Raw genomic sequence first — 17,973 nt, 5'->3', positions numbered from 1 at the left:
GCGCGTCTCCGATCGTTCCGGAAAAATGTCGCAGATCGCAACCTTATGAACGGATGCTCAGGGTCATGAACGCCGCATGACCATCGTGGCGATCAGTCGCGCTCGCATGAGCTACGCGCCGTGACGTTCGCGCGCGTAGCGGACGAGAGCCAAGAATCGATAGAGGCCGTGCACGAACTTGCCGTAGGGCATCGTGATGAAGAGCGCGAATACCGCACCGAGATGGAGCGCGAGCAGCAGGCCCATCGTGCTGGTCTCGCGTAGCAAGAGGAGGGCGAGACCGGTTGCGCCGGTGAGCACGAGCATCGCCAGGAACGCGACGTCCATGGCGCGGCTGCCCGCATCCATCATCGCAGGCTCACGCCTGCGCTTGGCGGTGTAGAGTCCGAGCGGGCCGAGCACGATGCCCAATCCGCCGAGCGTGCCGAGCACGACCGGCAGATCCCACAATGGATACGGCGCCTCACGGTGCAGAAGATAGTGGTAGAGCGTCGCAACGCTGGTCGATGCGACGCAGAGCATGAAGCCCCAGAACGTCAGCTGGTGATAGAACCGCCTGGTGTCGCGCGGCCGCTCGTCCTCGTTGTAGCAGCCGACGCCGCCGCCATCGAGATAGCGCAGGCTGGCTGCGTCGCGGACGGCGCGCAGCAGTGGACGTGGCCGCGTCAGGGTCGAGCTCGGCTCGCCGATGTCATTCCAGAAGGCCCGGGCGCCCATGATGAAGGCGATGATGGCCCACAGGAAGGCCGCGCCGAACAACAGTGCCATCGCGTTGTGGGGCATGAGCGCGTAGAACGAGCCGGGGCCGTGCCGGCCTGCAAACACCGCGGCCGGATCGTTGAAGGCCACGATGCCGAGGATGAACGCGGCCATGCTGATCACCGCGATGAGCGACACCGCGAGGCCGTTGCGCCTGAACAGCGGCGCCAGCGCGCGCGGCCAGGCACAGTCGGCATAGCTCTCGTGCCGCACCCGGGCCAAGACGGAGGGGACGCGAACATCGAACTCGTGCGGTGGCGCGAACTGGCAGTCGACGTAGCAGGCGCCGCAGGCATGGCAGAGACTGGCGAGATAGTTGAGGTCGCCGCCCGTGAAGGCGCGGCGCATCTCCATCGCCGGAAACACGGCGCAGAGTCCCTCGCAATAGCGGCAGGAATTGCAGATCGTCATCAGGCGATCCGCCTCGGTCAACGCCTCACTGCGCTGCATGTGTCGCTGCTCCCCGGCCGGCGATGCGCCCGAACACGCTGCCGATCGTCATGCCGATTCCTGCGGCATAGCCGCGGCCGAGCACGTTGCCGGCCATGATCTCGCCTGCGGCATACATGTTGTCGGCGGGACCGCCGGACTTCATCATCATCTTTGCGGCGTGATCGACCCGCACGCCGAGATAGGTGAAGGTAATGCCGGGCCGAACCGGATAGGCATAGTAGGGGCCGCTGTCGATGCGGCGCGCCCAATGCGATTTCGGGGGCATCAGGTTCTCGGTGCGGCAATCGTCGAGGATGTCGGGATTGAATTGTCCGTCGCGCACCGATGCGTTGAAATGCGCGACGGTGGCGGTCAGCTTGTCCGGATCGAGGCCGAGCTTGCCAGCGAGCTCGGCGATGCTGGCCGCCTCGATCGCGGGGTAGAGCGACGGCATGAACAGGTTCGCCGATTTCGCGTCGAAGATGATGTAGGCGATCTGGTCCGGCTGCGCAGCAACGAGGCGTCCCCAGATCGCGTAGCGCTTCGGCCAGACGTCCTCGCCTTCGTCGTAGAAGCGCTCGGCGTTGTTGTTGACGACGATGCCGAACACGACGCAGTCGAGCCGCGTGATGATGCCGCCGTCATATTTGGGGGCCCGCGCATCGATCGCCACCGCGTGGCACTGGGTCGGATCGCCGATGCTGTCGACGCCGGCGCCGAGCAGCATGTCGAGCACCGTGCCGCGATTGTTGGGCGTGCCGCGGATCAGGAAGTTGCGCGCGATCTCGCCCCAGCCCTCGACCAGCTTGTCGATATTGGCTTCGAAGCCGCCCGCAGCCGCCACCAGCGCTCTGCCGGCGATGCGCATCCGGCCATCGCCGTGCCGCACGATCGCCGCGCGGAAGCGGTTGCCGTCGATCTCCAGCCCCACCACCTCGGCCTCGTAGCGCACCTCGACGCCGAGCCGCTCGGCGGTCAGATACAGCGCATTGAGCATGGCCCGGCCGCCGCCCAGGAAGAACGAGTTGGTCCGTCCTAAGCTCAGCGTGCCGCCGAGCGAGGGCTGGAAACGCACGCCCTGTTCGACGATCCAGTCGAGCATGTCCTTGGACTCGCGGATCATCAGGCGCGCCAGTTGCTCGTTGGTCTGGCCCTCGGTGACCCGCAGGAGATCGTCCCAGAACTCGTCCTCGGTGTAGGGGCCGCTCAACGTCGTGGTTGCCGCGTCATGGGCGCAGCGCATGTTGCGGGTGTGGCGCGTATTGCCGCCGCGATAGAACTTCGAGGCGGCCTCCAGCACGATGACCGAGGCCCCGCCGCGCCGTGCCGCAATGGCGGCGCAGAGGGCCGCGTTGCCGCCGCCGACCACGACGACGTCGTAGGTCTGGGGATGGTCGGCGATATCGCTCTGATCAGTCATCGCAGGCCCTCGCGGACGCAAGGCGGCAGGCCCTGGATCGGCTTTGGTCGCACAGCCACGCCATCGGCCGACCGGCAATAGAGGGTACGGAAGTGCGGGCTACAGTGGGCATGGAAATCGTATACTATTGTATACAAAAATATGCAAGATATGCTGTTGTTCGGAGCGAGGTTGTGAGATCGTGACCCCCATGTCCCCGGAAGCGCCATCGCTCACCATCGATCGTGACAACGTCTCTCTCGGCGAAGCGGTATTTCGTGCGCTGTGCCATGCGCTGGAGAACGGTTTCTATCGCTCCGGTGATCGGCTGCGGGAGGACGAGGTCGCCCAGAAGTTGAACGTCAGCCGGACGCCGGTCCGTGAGGCCTTCGGCAAGCTGGTGGCCAAGGGGTGGGTGCAGCCGGCCGGTGGACGCGGCCTGATCGTGCGCAGTCTCGACGAGAACGAAGTCCTCGAGCTGTACGCGATGCGGGAAATTCTCGAAGGCGCCGCGGCCCGGCTCGCCGCGCAATATGCCGTGCCGGCCGAGGTCGCGGCGCTCCGCGACATTCATGCGAGCTTTGTCAGCGCGGGGGACGCCGCCGAGCTGGCGCGGCTGAACCGGCTGATGCACGGTGCGATCCAGCGCGCCGCGCGCAACCGCTATCTCGACGCCGCCCTCGAGGACATGCATGTCGCGACGGCGCTGCTGGGAACCACGACGTTTGCGGCCGAAGGACGTGCTGCAACAGCCGCGGCCGAGCATGGTGAGCTGATCGAGGCGATCGCGATCCGCGATCCCGATCGGGCAGAGGCGATTGCACGCGAGCACATCCGCGAGGCACTTCGAACCCGGCTCGGCATGAGGCTGAAGGGATAGGCGAGGGCGCTGCCGCCACCGGTCTGTCGCTTCTTCACCGGCTCACGGCAAAGAAGAAGGCCGGCTGAGACAGCCGGCCTTCGATTGATCCCATGATGGCGAGACGCTTTGGCAGATATGCTCAGCAGCTCGCCTTGCCGCAGCGGGCCGTGCTGATCTTCTCGCGCAGGCCCTCGACGCCGACGGCGCCGATCACGACCTGCTTGCCGATCACGTAGCTCGGCGTCCCGTTCATGCCCATCTCCTCGGCGAGCTTGAAGTTTTCCTCGATCGTCGCCTTGGCCTCGGGGCTCGCCATGTCCTTCTCGACGCGCGCCATGTCGAGCCCGAGATCCTTGGCGACGGCGAGCGCATGGGCCTTGTCGGCTTGGCCGCGGCCGCCCAGCAGCTTCTGGTGGAAGTCGAGATATTTCTGCGGGGCCTGCATGCGAACGGCAACCGCGACCTGTGCGGCCTCGACGGAGCCCTGGCTCAGCACGGGAAATTCCTTGAGCACGACCTTCAGCTTCGGGTCGCTCTTCATCAGCTCCATCATGTCGGCCATCGCGCGCTTGCAGTAGCCGCAATTGTAATCGAAGAACTCGACGAAGGTGACGTCGCCATCCTTGTTGCCGAGCACGACGCCGCGCGGCGAGTTGAAAATGGTCTCGGCGTTCTTGCTGACGCTGGCCTCGTGCTTGGCCGCCTCGGCCGCCGTCTGACGCTTCTGCAGCTCGGCCATCGCCTCTTCGAGCACCTCGGGATGCGCGATCAGGTAGTTTCGGACGATGGTCTCGATCTCGCCCCGCTGGCTGTCGGAGAAGCTCTCCGCCGACGCGAGCTGAGGCACGCCGCAGAGCGAAAGCGCGAGCAACATCGCGGGAATGAGCGTGCGGACTGACGGCATGAAGGAGGTCCTCTGGGTCAAATGATCGGGTCCTTGTCGATGGTCGTGACGGTATTCTGATATTCTGGATCGGATGATAGCAGTAGTTCAGAACTTCAGCGGGCGCCAACCCCCGCTGTCCGACACCCTACTGGCCGGAAAGCGGCTTTGCCGTGACGATGTCGTCGGCCCTGACCCAGCCCGGCGAGCCGACCGCGAAGCGGGTTTTTGCACGCGAGGCAAGCTCGCGCGCCGTCTTGTTGTCGCCACGCAGGAAGGCGGCCTGCGCCGAGGCCAGATCCGCCTCCGCATAATCGCCCTTGCGACCGTAGGCCATCGCGAGCTGGGAATAGCCGAGCGGCGCCTCGGATTCGCGCGCGACCGCCGCGCGCAAGATCGAGATCGCCTCGTCAGTGTAGGCTTTGTTCTCGGATGCCACCAAGGCCTGACCAAGTAACATCTCGATGAGCGGGGCGTTATTGGACAGGTGCACCGCCTTGCGCAGCGGGGCGATCGCCTCAGTGGGGCGGCCGCCCTCCAGCAGGGCCTGGCCGCGGACCTCGTAGAAATAGGGGTTGTTGGGCTGCACCTGGATCAGGCCATCGATCTGGCTCAGGGCGCTGCGCAGGTCGCCATGCAGGTAGGTGGAGATTGCCCTGGCGTAGCGGGCGGGCAGGCCGGTGTCCGACAATGGATAGCGCCGTGCCACCGTGTCCGGCCGTTCCATGAAGGCCGAGATCTTGGCACGGACCATGTCGTGGCGCAGCTGCAGTGCGGGGTCGTCCTTCTTGTCCCAATAGGGGCTTTGGCGCGCGAGGCCCTCGAGCGCCTCGACGCGATCGGCCGGCATCGGATGTGATTGCAGATAGGGGTCGGCGCCGCGCGCGGCGAACAGGCTCTCATTGGTGAAGCGCTTGAACGTCTCGTACATGCCCTTCGGCGATTGCGCTGTCGCGGTGAGGAATTTCACCCCGGCACGGTCGGCGTTCTCCTCCTGCTGGCGCTGATACGACAACAGCGATCGGCGGATGACCTCGCCCGGGGCCGACAGCGTCGCGGCGCCGGCATTGGCCAGGCCGCTGCCGCCGCCGCGCGCGCCAACGGCGAGGGCGCCGGCCCCGAGAATGGTGGCGATGATCATCTGGGTCTGCGCGGTGGCGAGCTGCTGGCGCAGCTTGGCGAGATGACCGCCGGCGAGATGGCCCGTCTCGTGTGCGAGCACGCCGATCAGCTGATTCGGATTTTCCGACTGCAGGATCGCGCCGTAATTGACGAAGATGCGGCGGCCGTCGGCAACGAACGCGTTGAAGGACGCATCGTTGATGATGACCATCTGGATGTTCTGCTTTTCGAGCCCGGCGACGCGCAGGATCGGCCGCGTATATTCGCGCAGCAGCACCTCGGTCTCGGTGTCGCGCAGGATCGGCGGTCCCTTGCCCTGCTGCGCCGACGCAGGCGCGAGCGGCGCCAGCGTCACGGCCGCCGCGACGACCGCGGCAAGCCCGCCGGACAGTTTCTTGCGAAGAACGATACGGAGCGACATCAGGCGATCTTTGCAATTGGCGCGAGGCGCGAGACGGGCTATTGCCCACCAAACGGCGGAATGCGGCTCATCTGCGGCGAACGAGGCCCATGGGCTGACCTCGACCGGTTCACGGAGCGGGTCCGGACAGCCGGGGTCAATAGCAGATATCGATGGTGGATGCGACAGTGATACCGACATTGGAACAGCGGATCGCCAACCTGACGGCGCCGTCCGCGCGCAGCAATGTTCCACCGTTCATGGTGATGGACGTGATGGCTGCGGCCGAGCGGATCGAGTCGGGCGGCGGACATGTCATCCACATGGAGGTCGGCCAACCGGCGGCGGCTGCGCCACGAGCGGCCATCGCGGCCGCGCATGCCGCGCTCGATCAGGCCCGCATCGACTACACCTCGGCGCTGGGTTTGCTGTCGCTGCGGCAGCGAATCGCACGGCACTATCGCGAGACGCATGCTTGCGAGATCGATCCGGCGCGGATCGTGATCACGACGGGATCCTCCGCCGGATTCATCCTGGCGTTCCTGGCGATGTTCGAGCCCGGTGACCGCGTGGCCGTGACCGTGCCGGGCTATCCGCCCTATCGCCACATCCTGACGGCGCTGGGCTGCGAGCCGGTGCTGATCGAGACCACGGCGGAGAACCGTCACGCTTTGACCGGCGAGGCGCTGCTCGCCGCGCACCGCAAGACGCCGCTGAAGGGCGTGCTGGTGGCAAGCCCTGCCAATCCGACCGGCACCATGATGTCGCGCGAGGCGCTGGGCGGCGTCATTGCAGCCGCACGCGATGCCGGCATCCGCTTCATCTCCGACGAGATCTATCACGGTCTGGACTACGCGTTTCCGGCGGTGACGGCGGCGGAGCTGTCGAGCGAGGCCCTGATCATCAACTCGTTCTCGAAGTACTTCTGCATGACGGGCTGGCGCATCGGCTGGATGGTGGTGCCGGATGCGCTGGTGCGGCCGATCGAGCGTCTGCAGCAGAACCTCGCGATCTCGGTTCCGACCCTGTCGCAGATCGCGGCGGAAGCGGCGTTCGACGGCCGGGCCGAGATGGAGGCCATCAAGCACGGTTACCAGGAGAACCGCCGCATCCTGATCGAGGGTTTCCCGAAGGCCGGCCTGACCCGGTTCCTGCCGGCCGACGGCGCCTTCTACCTCTATGCCGACGTGTCCGACTTCACCTCCGACAGTTTCGACTTCGCCAAGCGGATGCTGGAGGAGACCCATGTGGCCGCCACGCCGGGCGTCGACTTCGATCCGATCCACGGCCGCAGCTTCGTGCGCTTTTCCTATGCGCGTTCGGCCGAGGACATGCGTGAGGCGGTGGCCCGGATCGCGCGCTGGCTAGGCTAGGGCGCGGGTGAGGTCGGTTGTGCACCCTTCGTGATTGAAGGGCACGAGCGGCGTTGACGGTGCCGGCTTCATCACCTTGGCCAGCAACGCTGGCGGTCGTGAAGCCGCCCTGGTTCCGGGCATGGCGATCGTGTTCTCGATCGACGAGTTCATGCGCGAGCCGCGCGCGCTGGCCAGCATCACCGGCAACGGCACGGCCGCCGTGTTCGTCTCGTGGAGGGAAGACGAACGCGACCATGATCTCCTGCTGAGACGGCTCAATCAGCAGATCGATCCGTCGGATGTCGAGACGGCCGTGACGAGGCTTGAGCGGCCTCCGGTCGTCACGGCCAGGAACGATCGCCATACGCCATATGAAAAACGCCCGGCCATCTGGCCGGGCGTTTTGCATTGAAGCGTCGGAGAGCGGGGGCTACTGCCCGCCACCGAAACGGCGGGACCACCAGCCGGCCCGGCGCGGGGCCGCAGGGGACGAGGAATCGGTGGCCGCCGGCTCGGTGGCAACCGGTTCGGACGCCGCGACATCGGCAGCCGGAGCGGGCGTGCTGCTCTCGGCGACGTTGACGGCCGAAACCGCGCTCTCCGGCCTGGGCTCGGTGAGGAAGCTGACCTTCTCGCGAACCGTCGAACGCCGCGGGGTCTTCTCGGATTCCGTCTTCGGAGCCTCGGTCTGCTGCACTTCGGGTTGACCGGGAGCAGCCTGGGGCATTGGCGCGGAGGCGCCAGCGAGGGGCTCATCGGCCTCGGTTGCGGCCGGCGCACGGACCGGCGCCGCGGGTTCTGCCGGCTCTTCCTCGTCGTGGTGGGAAGCGCCGTTGCCGTCGAAATCGGCCACGGCGGTTTCTGCCTCCGATGCCGAAGCCGGCGCGAGCTCGTCGCCGATCGATGCGGCGAGACCTTCTTCCGCGCCACCGCGCCGCCGACGACCACCGCGACGTCCACGCCGGCGCGGACGCCGCTCGCCGCCGGGCTGATCCGTCTGCTCGCCCTGGGCGAACGCAGGCTGTTCCTCCGACTCGTCGTCTTCGCCGTCGGAGTCCTCGGCTGACTGGTCGGCGGCAGGGCCCGGCTCCGCGGGCTGCAGTCCGGCCGTTCCTTCAGGCAGCGCGCCCTCGCGGGTCTCGCCGCCGCGGCCGCGACGACGCCGGCGCCGCTTGCGACGCGCGCCATCCCGCTCGCCTTCGGCACCGCTGCCGTCGGCCGTGTCTTCGGACAGGCCTTCGGTCTCCTCGGTCTCGACCTCGGATTCCGTCTCGATGTCGAAGGGTTCTTCCTCGTCGTAGATGTCCTCGGCCACCAGCGGCGGGGCGGAGGCCTGCGCCGCGAGCAGCGCCTTGGCGGCCTCGAGCGTATGCACCTGCTCGCCGCGATCGATGATGAAGGATTGCTGGCCGCTCACGCTCGGGTCGGCGATGACGGCGAGCGAGACCTTGAAGCTGTTCTCGAGGTCGCGCAGATGGCCGCGCTTGTGGTTCAGCACGTAGAGCGCCACCTCGGTGCGGGTGCGGACCACGAGGTTGTGGGTCGCGCCCTTCATCAGCGTTTCTTCGAGGCTGCGCAGCAGTTGCAGCGCCACCGAGGATACCGAGCGCACATGGCCGGTGCCGCCGCAATGCGCGCACGGCTCGGTCGAGCTTTCCAGCACGCTGGCACGGATGCGCTGGCGCGACATCTCCAACAGGCCGAAGTGCGAGATCCGGCCGACCTGGATGCGCGCGCGATCCTGCCGCAGGCAGTCCGACAGCTTGCGCTCGACGGAGCGGTTGTTGCGCTTCTCGTCCATGTCGATGAAGTCGATGACGATCAGCCCGGCGAGGTCGCGCAAACGGAGCTGCCGCGCCACTTCCTCGGCCGCCTCCATATTGGTCTTGAGCGCGGTGTCCTCGATGTGATGCTCGCGCGTGGCGCGGCCGGAGTTCACGTCGATCGAGACCAGCGCCTCGGTCTGGTTGAGCACGATATAGCCGCCGGAGCGCAGCTGCACGGTCGGAGAGAACATCGCGTCGAGCTGGCTCTCGACGCCCATCCGCGAGAACAGCGGCTGGCCGTCGCGATACTGTTTCACCGCCCGGACGTTGGTCGGCATCAGCATCTTCATGAAGTCGTGCGCCTCGCGGTAGCCGTCTTCACCGGCCACCAGGATCTCGTCGATCTCCTTGTTGTAGAGGTCGCGCAGCGAGCGCTTGATCAGCGAGCCTTCCTCGTAGACCAGCGTCGGCGCCTGCGACTTCAAGGTCATGTCGCGGACCGTTTCCCACAGCCGCAGCAGATATTCGAAGTCGCGCTTGATCTCGGGCTTGGTGCGGTTGGCGCCGGCGGTGCGCAGGATCACGCCCATGCCCTCGGGCACGTCGAGGTCCTGCACCACTTCCTTCAAGCGCGAGCGGTCCTGCGCGGAGGTGATCTTGCGGCTTATGCCGCCGCCGCGGGCGGTGTTGGGCATCAGCACGGCGTAGCGGCCGGCGAGCGACAGATAGGTCGTCAGCGCGGCGCCCTTGTTGCCGCGCTCCTCCTTCACGACCTGCACCAGCATCACCTGGCGGCGCTTGATGACCTCCTGGATCTTGTACTGCCGGCGCGGACGGAAGGTGCGCTCCGGCACTTCTTCCAGCACGTCGTCGCCGCCGACGGATTCGACGAGCTCTTCCTCGATCTCCTCGCCGTCGTCCTCGTCGTCCTCGTGGTCGCCGGACACGGCCTCAGAGCCGTTCTCGTCGCCGGGCACGATGGTGACGCCGTGATCTGTGTGCTCGGCCATGGGAGCGACGTCATCGTCGTGATCGTGCTCATCGTGATCATGCTCGTGATGGTCGTGCTCGTGATGGTCGTGCTCGTGATGGTCGTGCTCGTGATGGTCGTGCTCGTGATGATCGAGCTCATCATGCTCGTGCTCGCCATCATGATGCTCGTCATGACCGTGGCTCTCATGGTCATGCTCGTCGGCGTGCTCGTCCGCTCCGAGGACGGGGCTGGCTGCCTCGGTGGCGGGCGCGTCGCCGGTCTGCGCGACTTCGCCAGTGGGCTGCTCGGCGGCGGCGTCGTGGGCCTGCGCGGCGACGGCATCATGCGGTTCTTCGGCACGGCCGTGCGATTCGTCGGCTGCGCCTTGTTGAGCTTCGCCCGGCGCGTCCTGGTCGTGGGTCTCGACCGGGCCCTCGGAGAAGCCCTGCGCCTCGGTCGGCTCGGTCGCGTCGGCGTGCGGCTGATCGTCCTGCGCATAGGCGTGGTGCTCAGGCGCCTCGTGGTCGGCCTCATGCCCCTCGGTCTGGGCAGGGAGGCCCGCCTCGGCGGCCTCGACGATCTCGCTCTGGACGCGTTCGCCGCTGCCGCGGCGCCGTGAACTGCGGTGCCGGTTGCGGCGGCGATTGGAGCGGTTCTCGCTTTCCTCTTCGGCTTCGCGGTGCGCGCGCTCCTCGGCTTCGATCAGAGCCTGCCGGTCGGCGACCGGGATCTGATAGTAGTCCGGATGGATTTCGCTGAAGGCGAGGAAGCCGTGGCGGTTGCCGCCATACTCGACGAAGGCGGCCTGCAGCGAGGGCTCAACGCGGGTAACCTTGGCGAGGTAGATGTTGCCGCGGAGCTGCTTGCGTTGGGCCGTTTCGAAATCAAATTCCTCGACGCGGTTGCCGCGGACGACAACGACCCGGGTCTCTTCCGGGTGGGTAGCATCGATCAACATCTTGTTGGGCATATTGGAACTCTTGGAGGCGACGGGCGCGATTGGCCGCGAGCGCGTGGCGCGCTGTCGGATGACGCGACGGTCCACCTGATTCGGGGGTGAGGGGAAGGCCTAAACGCAGCTGGTCGCGCCGCGCCAACCCTGATGCCGGCGGGGCGATTGGCCGGGCGGGGGTCTGGCCCCGCATCGGCGCGGATCGTCCGCTGGTCATGGTTGGCAACTCAGTCTGGCGCATCAAGCGTCGGCCCGTCTGGAATATGTGGGCGGCAGCGGGTGCCGCCTTCTCTGTTGCCGAAGGCCAGATTGCGCCGAAACGCTTGCCTGGATCGAATACCCACCCTGTCACGGGCGCGGTATCAGGCTATACCGTGTCTGACCTGGTGCCCGGGCGGTCTCTGCGAGGAGGCGCCCTGACAGGCGCCACTCGGCTCGTGACCGCTCTCCGTTGCGGCCGCGCGGGATCGCGCAGGCTTTGGTGGAGCGTCGGAAAGGCGCTGGAATCTCCGCCACGATCAAGGACTCGATACCGAGCACCCCGATCACGAAGCTTCCGGCGTTTCACCGGAGGTTGAACGCGACACAACCGGCAGTAAGGATTAGCCTTCAGCCCTTCGTACATACGAGGAATGGTCAGGTCGCGCAAGCGAAGCGTCGCGGAACCGCAACAATCGGTGGCCTTTAACGAAAATGACAAAATTTGGCGATTAACCCCTGGGATTGGTTGCGGTAAGACGATCCCGCGGAGGCATCGATTTGGCAGTTGGCCGGGCGAATTACCTTTCCTTGCTGGGATGCGCGTCACTGTGCGTCACGCAAATGTTATGCGCGGCCGCCATTCCGGCCCGCGCCCAGAGCGGGCCGGTCGGCCAGGTTCCGCCTGCCGTAGTCGGGCCCGGGTTCCCGATCGCCACCGATGCACGGGTCGCCGGCGATTCCCGACAGACCCGATTCGTGCTCGATCTCGACCGGACGGTGCCGTTTCGAGCCTTCCTGCTCAGCGAACCCTATCGCGTCGTCGTCGACCTGCCCCAGGTCAGCTTTCATCTGCCCACGGGAGCCGGGACCAGCGGCCGTGGTCTGGTGAAGGCGTTCCGCTATGGGATGGTGATGCCTGGTGGGTCCCGCATCGTCTTCGATCTCACCGGCCCGGCCCGAATCGCCAACTCCACGGTGCTGGATGCCGCCAACGGCCAGCCGCCGCGGCTGGTGCTCGAACTGGAGGAGGTCGACGAGGCGACTTTCGCCCGCGCCATCGGCAGCGACAGCCGGGCCAGGCCTGCCGATTCGGGTTCCGCGACGGCGTCCGTCGCGGTCGCAGGGAACCCCGCGCCGGCAGTCCGGCCGCCGCCGACGACGGTCGCCATCGCCACCCCTCCGACCGATGGCCCGCCGGACACCCGGCCCGTGGTCGTGATCGACCCCGGTCATGGAGGAATCGACTACGGCACCCAGGGCGGCGAGGTGCCGGAGAAGAATCTGGTGCTCGCCTTCGGCCAGGCGCTGCGCGACCGGCTGGAACGGTCGGGCAAGTTCCGCGTGGTCATGACCCGCGACGACGACACCTTCATCCCGCTCGGAGACCGGGTCCGCATCGCCCAGAAGCAATCGGCGGCTCTGTTCGTCTCCATCCACGCCGACGCGCTGCCGCGGGGTGAGGGCACTGCGCAGGGCGCGACCATCTACACGCTGTCGGACAAGGCGTCCGACGTCGAGGCGGAACGGCTGGCCGAGACCGAGAACCGCGCCGACCAGATCGGCGGGGTCAATCTGACCGAGGAGCCGGCTGACGTCGCCGACATCCTGATCGATCTGGCCCGCCGGGAAACACGCACGTTTTCCAACAGGTTCGCCCGTGTGCTGATGAACGACATGAAGACGGCGGTGCATATGCATAAGCGCCCGCTGAAATCGGCCGGTTTCCGCGTCCTCAAGGCGCCCGACGTGCCATCCGTGCTGGTCGAACTCGGCTATGTCTCCAATAAGGGCGATATGGGGAACCTGGTCTCCGACGCATGGCGGTCGCGCACGGCGGACGCAATGGCGCGGGCGATCGATGCCTTTCTGGCCAAGCGCATTGCCAATGCGGGCCCCGAGAGGCCGGACAAGCCGGTGGCGGTCCGCGCAAAGCCCTAGTTTGGCCACAGCAACATCCGTATAAACGTGCTGCGAGGCACCCGGAATCAGTGAGGATTCCTTCTCGGCAGACTTGTGATAGGCTTGACCGCTGATAGGCTTGACCATGCGTTTCTCTGGCATGGGTCACGCGGCATTGCAGCCGACCGTGTGATTTTTGGCGGTAGCGCCCGTGGGTGCGCCGCGTCCGAGCCGAGAGACGAAACAAGAGTTGGAACGGATATTCGCCGATGCGCTTTCTGGTGCGGTTTTTGGGCTTCCTGTTCGCGGCCGGTACCGTCTTGTTCCTGGTCGGTGTGGCAGCAGCGGCCGGCCTGATCTGGCATTTTTCCAAGGATCTGCCTGACTACTCCCAGCTGCAGGATTATGAGCCGCCGGTGATGACGCGCGTGCACGCGGTCGACGGCTCGCTGGTCGGTGAATATGCCCGGGAGCGCCGGCTGTACCTGCCGATCCAGGCGGTTCCCAAGCTCGTGATCAACGCGTTCCTCGCCGCCGAGGACAAGAACTTCTATGAGCATGGCGGCATCGATTTCACCGGCATGGCGCGCGCTGCCGTGGTCTACGCCCAGAACTTCGGCTCGAATCGCCGTCCGCAGGGCGCCTCCACCATCACCCAGCAGGTCGCCAAGAACTTCCTGTTGACCAACGAGGTGTCGTTCGCCCGCAAGATCAAGGAAGCGCTGCTGGCGATGCGCATCGAGCGCACCTACTCGAAGGACAAGATTCTCGAGCTCTATCTCAACGAGATCTATCTCGGCTCCGGCGCCTACGGCATCGCCGCGGCGTCGCTGGTCTATTTCGACAAGTCGGTCAACGAGCTGACGGTGGCCGAGGCCGCCTATCTGGCGGCTTTGCCGAAGATGCCGGGCAGCCTTCATCCGATCCGGAATCGCGACCGCGCCATCGAGCGCCGCAACTACGTCGTCGATCGTCTGCTCGAGAACGGCTGGATCAAGCAGGCCGACGCCGACAAGGCGCGCAAGGATCCGCTGACGATCGCGAGCCGCAACACCGGCGCCCACATCTTTGCGGGTGAATATTTCGCCGAGGAAGTGCGCCGTGACATCTTCGAGCGCTATGGCGAGAAGAAGCTCTACGAGGGCGGCCTGTCGGTCCGGACGACGCTCGATCCGAAGATCCAGGTCATGGCGCGCAAGGCCATGGTCGCCGGACTCGTGAGGTACGACCAGGAGCAGGGCTATCGCGGAGCCGTCTCCAAGCTCGACACGTCGGGTGATTGGGGTGTGAAGCTCGCCGATATCAAGTCGCTCTCCGACATCTCGCCCTGGCGGATGGCCGTAGTGCTCGAGACCAGTGACCAGTCCGCCCGCATCGGCTTCCAGCCGCCGCGCGAACTCGGCGGCGCCGTCAGCAAGGAACGCCAGACCGGCCTGATCACGCTTGACGGCGTGAAATGGGCGCGGGCTGCGACGGCCAACGGCCGCGGCAAGGTGCCGACGTCGGTCGCCCAGGTGCTGCAGCCGGGCGACGTGATCTATGCCGATCCGCTGTACAAGGAAGGCAATCCGGTCGAAGGCCAGTATCGCCTCGAGCAACTGCCCGAAGTGTCCGGCGCGATGGTTGCCATGGACCCGAACACCGGCCGTGTGCTCGCGATGGTCGGCGGCTTCTCCTTCGACCAGAGCCAGTTCAACCGCGCAACGCAGGCCTACCGGCAGCCCGGATCGTCATTCAAGCCGATCGTCTATTCTTCGGCGCTCGACAACGGCTATACGCCGTCGACCCAGGTCGTCGACGCACCGATCGAGATCGACCAGGGGCAGGGCGGGCAGGTCTGGCGCCCCGACAACTTCTCCAACGGGAAATATCTCGGGCCCACGACCTTGCGCAACGCGCTGCGTCTGTCGCTGAACACGGTGACCGTGCGTCTCGCGCAGGACGTCGGCATGCCGCTGATTTCCGAATACGCCAAGCGGTTCGGAGTCTATGACGAGCTGCCGAATTACTTGTCCTACGCCCTCGGCGCCGGCGAAACCACGGCCATGCGCATGGTCACCGCCTATTCGATGATCGCCAATGGCGGCCGTCGGGTGAAGCCGACCTTGATCGACCGCATCCAGGACCGCTACGGCCACACCATCTTCAAGCATGATGCCCGGGAGTGCCGCGGCTGCGACGCCCCGGACGGCTGGAAGAACCAGAGCGAGCCGCAGCTGGTCGACCGCCGGGAGCAGGTTCTGGATACGATGACGGCCTACCAGATCACCTCGATGCTCGAGGGCGTGGTGCAGGCGGGCACGGCGACCGTGCTGAAGGAGGTCGGCAAGCCGATCGCCGGCAAGACCGGCACCACCAACGAGGCCAAGGACGCATGGTTCGTCGGCTTCTCGCCCGACCTCGCCGTCGCGATCTACATGGGTTACGACAAGCCGCGGCCGCTCGGTCGGGGTAACGCTGCGACCGGCGGTCATCTGGCCGCACCGATCGCAAAAGACTTCATGAAGCTCGCGCTGGCCGACAAGCCGGCCACGCCCTTCAAGATCCCGGCCGGCATCAAGCTGGTCCGTGTCGATGCCAAGACGGGCATGCGCGCAAGCCCTGGCGACGGCGGCCGCACGATCATGGAAGCATTCAAGCCGGGTACGGCGCCGCCGGACAACTACTCCGTCATCGGTGTCGCCGACGCCGATGGACGCGTGATGCCGTCGCAGAGCGGCGGCCAGCCTGATGCTGGCAGCTTCATCATCCGTCCAGGCACGGGAAGCCTCTATTAGGCTATTGGGCCGGCTGAAACTGATGCCGTTGCGGCGCGGAGCGATTGCGCTTTGCGCCGAGCGCCGTTACATCCCCCTGTGAGAGACGATGCTGCGGCGCTTGGAGCCGCGGCCTGAAGAGAGCGACATGCGCGCGGAAATCGAGAAAATCGTAGAAGAGATCAAGCAGTCGGTCGGGCTGCTGAGGAGGCATCTTTGACGTCGAGACATCGACGGCAAGGCTGGCCGAGCTGAATAAGCTCGCCGAAGACCCCAATCTCTGGAACGACCCCCAAAAAGCTCAGCGGCTGATGCAGGAGCGGACCTCGCTGGAGGACTCGCTCACCGGCATTGGCAAGGTCGAGCGTGAGCTCAGCGACAACATCGAGATGATCGAGCTTGGCGAGGCCGAGAACGATCCCGGCGTCGTCACTGAAGCCGAGAATGCGCTGAAGGAGCTGAAGAAGGAGGTCGCGCGGCGCGAGCTCGAGGCGCTCCTGTCCGGCGAGGCCGACAAGTTCGACACCTATCTTGAGGTCCATGCCGGCGCCGGCGGCACCGAGAGCCAGGACTGGGCGCAGATGCTGCTGCGCATGTACACGCGCTGGGCCGAGACCCACGGCTTCAAGGTCGAGTATCTCGAGGAATCACTGGGTGAAGAGGCCGGTATCAAGTCCGCGACCATCCAGATCTCCGGGCACAACGCTTATGGCTGGCTGAAGACGGAAGCCGGCGTGCATCGCCTGGTCCGGATCTCGCCGTTCGATTCGAATGCGCGGCGCCACACCTCGTTCTCTTCGGTGCAGATCTTCCCGGTCATCGATGACAGCATCAAGATCGACATCAAGGAGTCCGACGTCCGTGTCGACACGATGCGGTCGGGCGGCGCCGGCGGCCAGCACGTCAACAAGACCGAATCGGCGGTGCGGCTGACGCACATCCCGACCGGTGTCGCGGTGGTCTGCCAGGCCGGCCGCTCACAGCACAAGAACCGGGCCCAGGCCTGGGACATGTTGCGCGCGCGGCTCTACGAGATCGAGCTGAAGAAGCGCGAGGAGAAGGCGGCGGCGGATCAGGCGGCCAAGACCGAGATCGGCTGGGGCCACCAGATCCGCTCCTACGTGTTGCAGCCCTATCAGATGGTGAAGGATCTGCGCACCGGCGTGCAGACGTCGGACACCGCAGGCGTGCTCGACGGCGATCTCGACGAGTTCATGGCCGCGACGCTGGCACAGCGCGCGTTCGGCACGACGCCGGGCGCCGCAATCGAGGACGTGGATTGACCGCGGCGCGCGTTGCCTTCATCGGGCTCGGGCGGATGGGCCACGGCATGGCCGGTCGCTATCTCGATGCCGGCTATTCCGTAGCCGTCTGGAATCGCAGCAGGGCGAAGGCCGAGGATCTGATCGCGCGCGGCGCGCGCTGGTCGACCTCGCCGGCCGATGCGGCGATCGATGCCGTCGCCGTCGTCACCATGGTTGCGGATGACGACGCCTCGCGCGCGGTGTGGCTCGGGCCGGATGGCGCCGCCGCCACCATGCGGGTCGGCACGATTGCGATCGAATGTTCGACCGTATCGCGTGATCATACGCTGCGCCTGTCGCGCGAGCTGAATGCGCGCGGCGTGACATATCTCGACTGTCCGGTGACCGGGCTGCCCGACGCGGCCGCAAGCGGCAAGCTGACCCTGCTGATCGGCGCCGACGCCGCCGATCTCGACCGCGCCCGGCCCTATCTGGCGCCGATCGGCTCGACCATTCGCCATTTCGGACCGGTGGGCACCGGGACCGTCTACAAGCTGATCAACAACCTGCTTGGCGCGATGCAGATCGCGGGTCTCGCCGAAGGGCTCGCGATCGCCGAGCAGGCCGGGCTCGACATGAATCTCGTGCTCGAGGCGATCCAGGGCGGCGTCGCGGCGAGCCCGCAGGTGCTGCGCCACGCCCCGCGCATGGTCGCGCGCAACTTCGCCGATGCAAGCTTCACCGCGGCGCTCCGTCACAAGGATGCAGCCTATGCGCTGCAGCTCGCCGAGCAGCTGCTTGGTGAGCGTCCCATCATGGCCCAGGCAGCCGTCGATGCCTATGCGCGGGCGAAGGCGGCGATGCCGGATGAGGACGAAGGCCGCATGATCGAGCTGATCTCGCGGCCGAAAGACCCGCCGTAGAGCGCGACGCTGACGGAAAGCGGGTGGATCACGCTCGGCCCTATTTG

The 17,973-nt window shown here is 66.3% G+C and carries 11 protein-coding genes and 1 pseudogene; 7 read left to right on the top strand and 5 right to left on the bottom strand.

Going from position 1 to position 17,973, the window contains the following annotated elements; genetic code table 11:
* Positions 1-111: 111 nt before the first annotated feature.
* Both tcuB and tcuA read right to left on the bottom strand, forming a co-directional pair.
* The gene (gene tcuB, locus ACQR1D_RS14280; protein ID WP_434839472.1) at positions 112-1,209 is read right to left on the bottom strand and encodes a tricarballylate utilization 4Fe-4S protein TcuB; all 1,098 of its coding nucleotides are present in this window, start codon (positions 1,207-1,209) and stop codon (positions 112-114) included.
* Positions 1,196-2,611, bottom strand: coding sequence for an FAD-dependent tricarballylate dehydrogenase TcuA (tcuA, locus tag ACQR1D_RS14275; RefSeq protein WP_316215713.1), 1,416 nt, complete (start codon positions 2,609-2,611; stop codon positions 1,196-1,198). Before tcuA ends, tcuB begins: the two co-directional genes overlap by 14 nt.
* 190 nt (positions 2,612-2,801) lie before the next feature.
* On the opposite strand from tcuA, the gene ACQR1D_RS14270 reads away from it, so the two are divergent.
* Positions 2,802-3,470 (top strand): GntR family transcriptional regulator, encoded by a 669-nt coding sequence (locus ACQR1D_RS14270; protein WP_434839568.1) that lies wholly within the window; start codon positions 2,802-2,804, stop codon positions 3,468-3,470.
* A 121-nt stretch (positions 3,471-3,591) separates the two neighbouring features.
* Here the strand turns inward: ACQR1D_RS14270 and ACQR1D_RS14265 are convergent, their stop codons facing one another.
* Entirely contained in the window at positions 3,592-4,356 is a 765-nt protein-coding gene (locus ACQR1D_RS14265; RefSeq protein ID WP_316180758.1) for a DsbA family protein, read from the bottom strand.
* A 127-nt stretch (positions 4,357-4,483) separates the two neighbouring features.
* On the bottom strand, positions 4,484-5,878 hold the full coding sequence (locus ACQR1D_RS14260) for a M48 family metalloprotease (protein WP_315800158.1): 1,395 nt from the start codon (positions 5,876-5,878) through the stop codon (positions 4,484-4,486).
* A gap of 152 nt (positions 5,879-6,030) precedes the next feature.
* Between ACQR1D_RS14260 and ACQR1D_RS14255 the strand changes: the two genes are divergently transcribed.
* Positions 6,031-7,230, top strand: a complete 1,200-nt coding sequence (locus ACQR1D_RS14255; RefSeq protein WP_315800157.1) for a pyridoxal phosphate-dependent aminotransferase — start codon at positions 6,031-6,033, stop codon at positions 7,228-7,230.
* Between the two features lie 37 nt (positions 7,231-7,267).
* Positions 7,268-7,531: pseudogene (locus tag ACQR1D_RS14250) on the top strand (dicarboxylate/amino acid:cation symporter); the annotation flags it as partial.
* 111 nt (positions 7,532-7,642) lie between these two features.
* On the opposite strand, the gene ACQR1D_RS14245 reads toward ACQR1D_RS14250, so the two are convergent.
* On the bottom strand, positions 7,643-10,921 hold the full coding sequence (locus ACQR1D_RS14245) for an Rne/Rng family ribonuclease (RefSeq protein ID WP_434893876.1): 3,279 nt from the start codon (positions 10,919-10,921) through the stop codon (positions 7,643-7,645).
* An 804-nt stretch (positions 10,922-11,725) separates the two neighbouring features.
* Between ACQR1D_RS14245 and ACQR1D_RS14240 the strand changes: the two genes are divergently transcribed.
* From ACQR1D_RS14240 to ACQR1D_RS14225, 4 genes are all read left to right on the top strand, one after another.
* Positions 11,726-13,042, top strand: coding sequence for an N-acetylmuramoyl-L-alanine amidase (locus ACQR1D_RS14240; RefSeq protein WP_315800433.1), 1,317 nt, complete (start codon positions 11,726-11,728; stop codon positions 13,040-13,042).
* Between the two features lie 230 nt (positions 13,043-13,272).
* A complete protein-coding gene (locus ACQR1D_RS14235) occupies positions 13,273-15,780 on the top strand; it encodes a penicillin-binding protein 1A (protein ID WP_315800153.1) in 2,508 nt (835 codons plus the stop codon).
* 127 nt (positions 15,781-15,907) lie between these two features.
* Positions 15,908-17,042, top strand: a protein-coding gene (prfB, locus tag ACQR1D_RS14230; RefSeq protein ID WP_315737783.1) for a peptide chain release factor 2 whose coding sequence is annotated in 2 segments (ribosomal slippage) — positions 15,908-15,976 and positions 15,978-17,042 — 1,134 coding nt in all. Because the reading frame shifts where the segments join, the coding sequence is not laid out codon by codon here.
* On the top strand, positions 17,039-17,926 hold the full coding sequence (locus tag ACQR1D_RS14225; protein WP_434839474.1) for an NAD(P)-dependent oxidoreductase: 888 nt from the start codon (positions 17,039-17,041) through the stop codon (positions 17,924-17,926). Before prfB ends, ACQR1D_RS14225 begins: the two co-directional genes overlap by 4 nt.
* Positions 17,927-17,973 lie beyond the last annotated feature (47 nt).

It is taken from the genome of Bradyrhizobium sp. HKCCYLRH2047 (genome assembly GCF_051168175.1).
Classification (GTDB): domain Bacteria; phylum Pseudomonadota; class Alphaproteobacteria; order Rhizobiales; family Xanthobacteraceae; genus Bradyrhizobium.
Note: the sequence above shows the minus strand (reverse complement) of the source record. Positions and strands in the feature narration are given on the sequence as shown.

Excerpts from the sequence above, each read along its gene's own strand:
- ACQR1D_RS14260 (WP_315800158.1), bottom strand. The coding sequence starts at position 5,878 with ATGTCGCTCCGTATCGTTCTTCGCAAGAAACTGTCCGGCGGGCTTGCC.
- ACQR1D_RS14240 (WP_315800433.1), top strand. The coding sequence starts at position 11,726 with ATGTTATGCGCGGCCGCCATTCCGGCCCGCGCCCAGAGCGGGCCGGTC.
- ACQR1D_RS14255 (WP_315800157.1), top strand. The coding sequence starts at position 6,031 with ATGGTGGATGCGACAGTGATACCGACATTGGAACAGCGGATCGCCAAC.
- tcuA (WP_316215713.1), bottom strand. The coding sequence starts at position 2,611 with ATGACTGATCAGAGCGATATCGCCGACCATCCCCAGACCTACGACGTC.
- ACQR1D_RS14235 (WP_315800153.1), top strand. The coding sequence starts at position 13,273 with ATGCGCTTTCTGGTGCGGTTTTTGGGCTTCCTGTTCGCGGCCGGTACC.
- ACQR1D_RS14270 (WP_434839568.1), top strand. The coding sequence starts at position 2,802 with ATGTCCCCGGAAGCGCCATCGCTCACCATCGATCGTGACAACGTCTCT.
- ACQR1D_RS14245 (WP_434893876.1), bottom strand. The coding sequence starts at position 10,921 with ATGCCCAACAAGATGTTGATCGATGCTACCCACCCGGAAGAGACCCGG.
- ACQR1D_RS14265 (WP_316180758.1), bottom strand. The coding sequence starts at position 4,356 with ATGCCGTCAGTCCGCACGCTCATTCCCGCGATGTTGCTCGCGCTTTCG.
- tcuB (WP_434839472.1), bottom strand. The coding sequence starts at position 1,209 with ATGCAGCGCAGTGAGGCGTTGACCGAGGCGGATCGCCTGATGACGATC.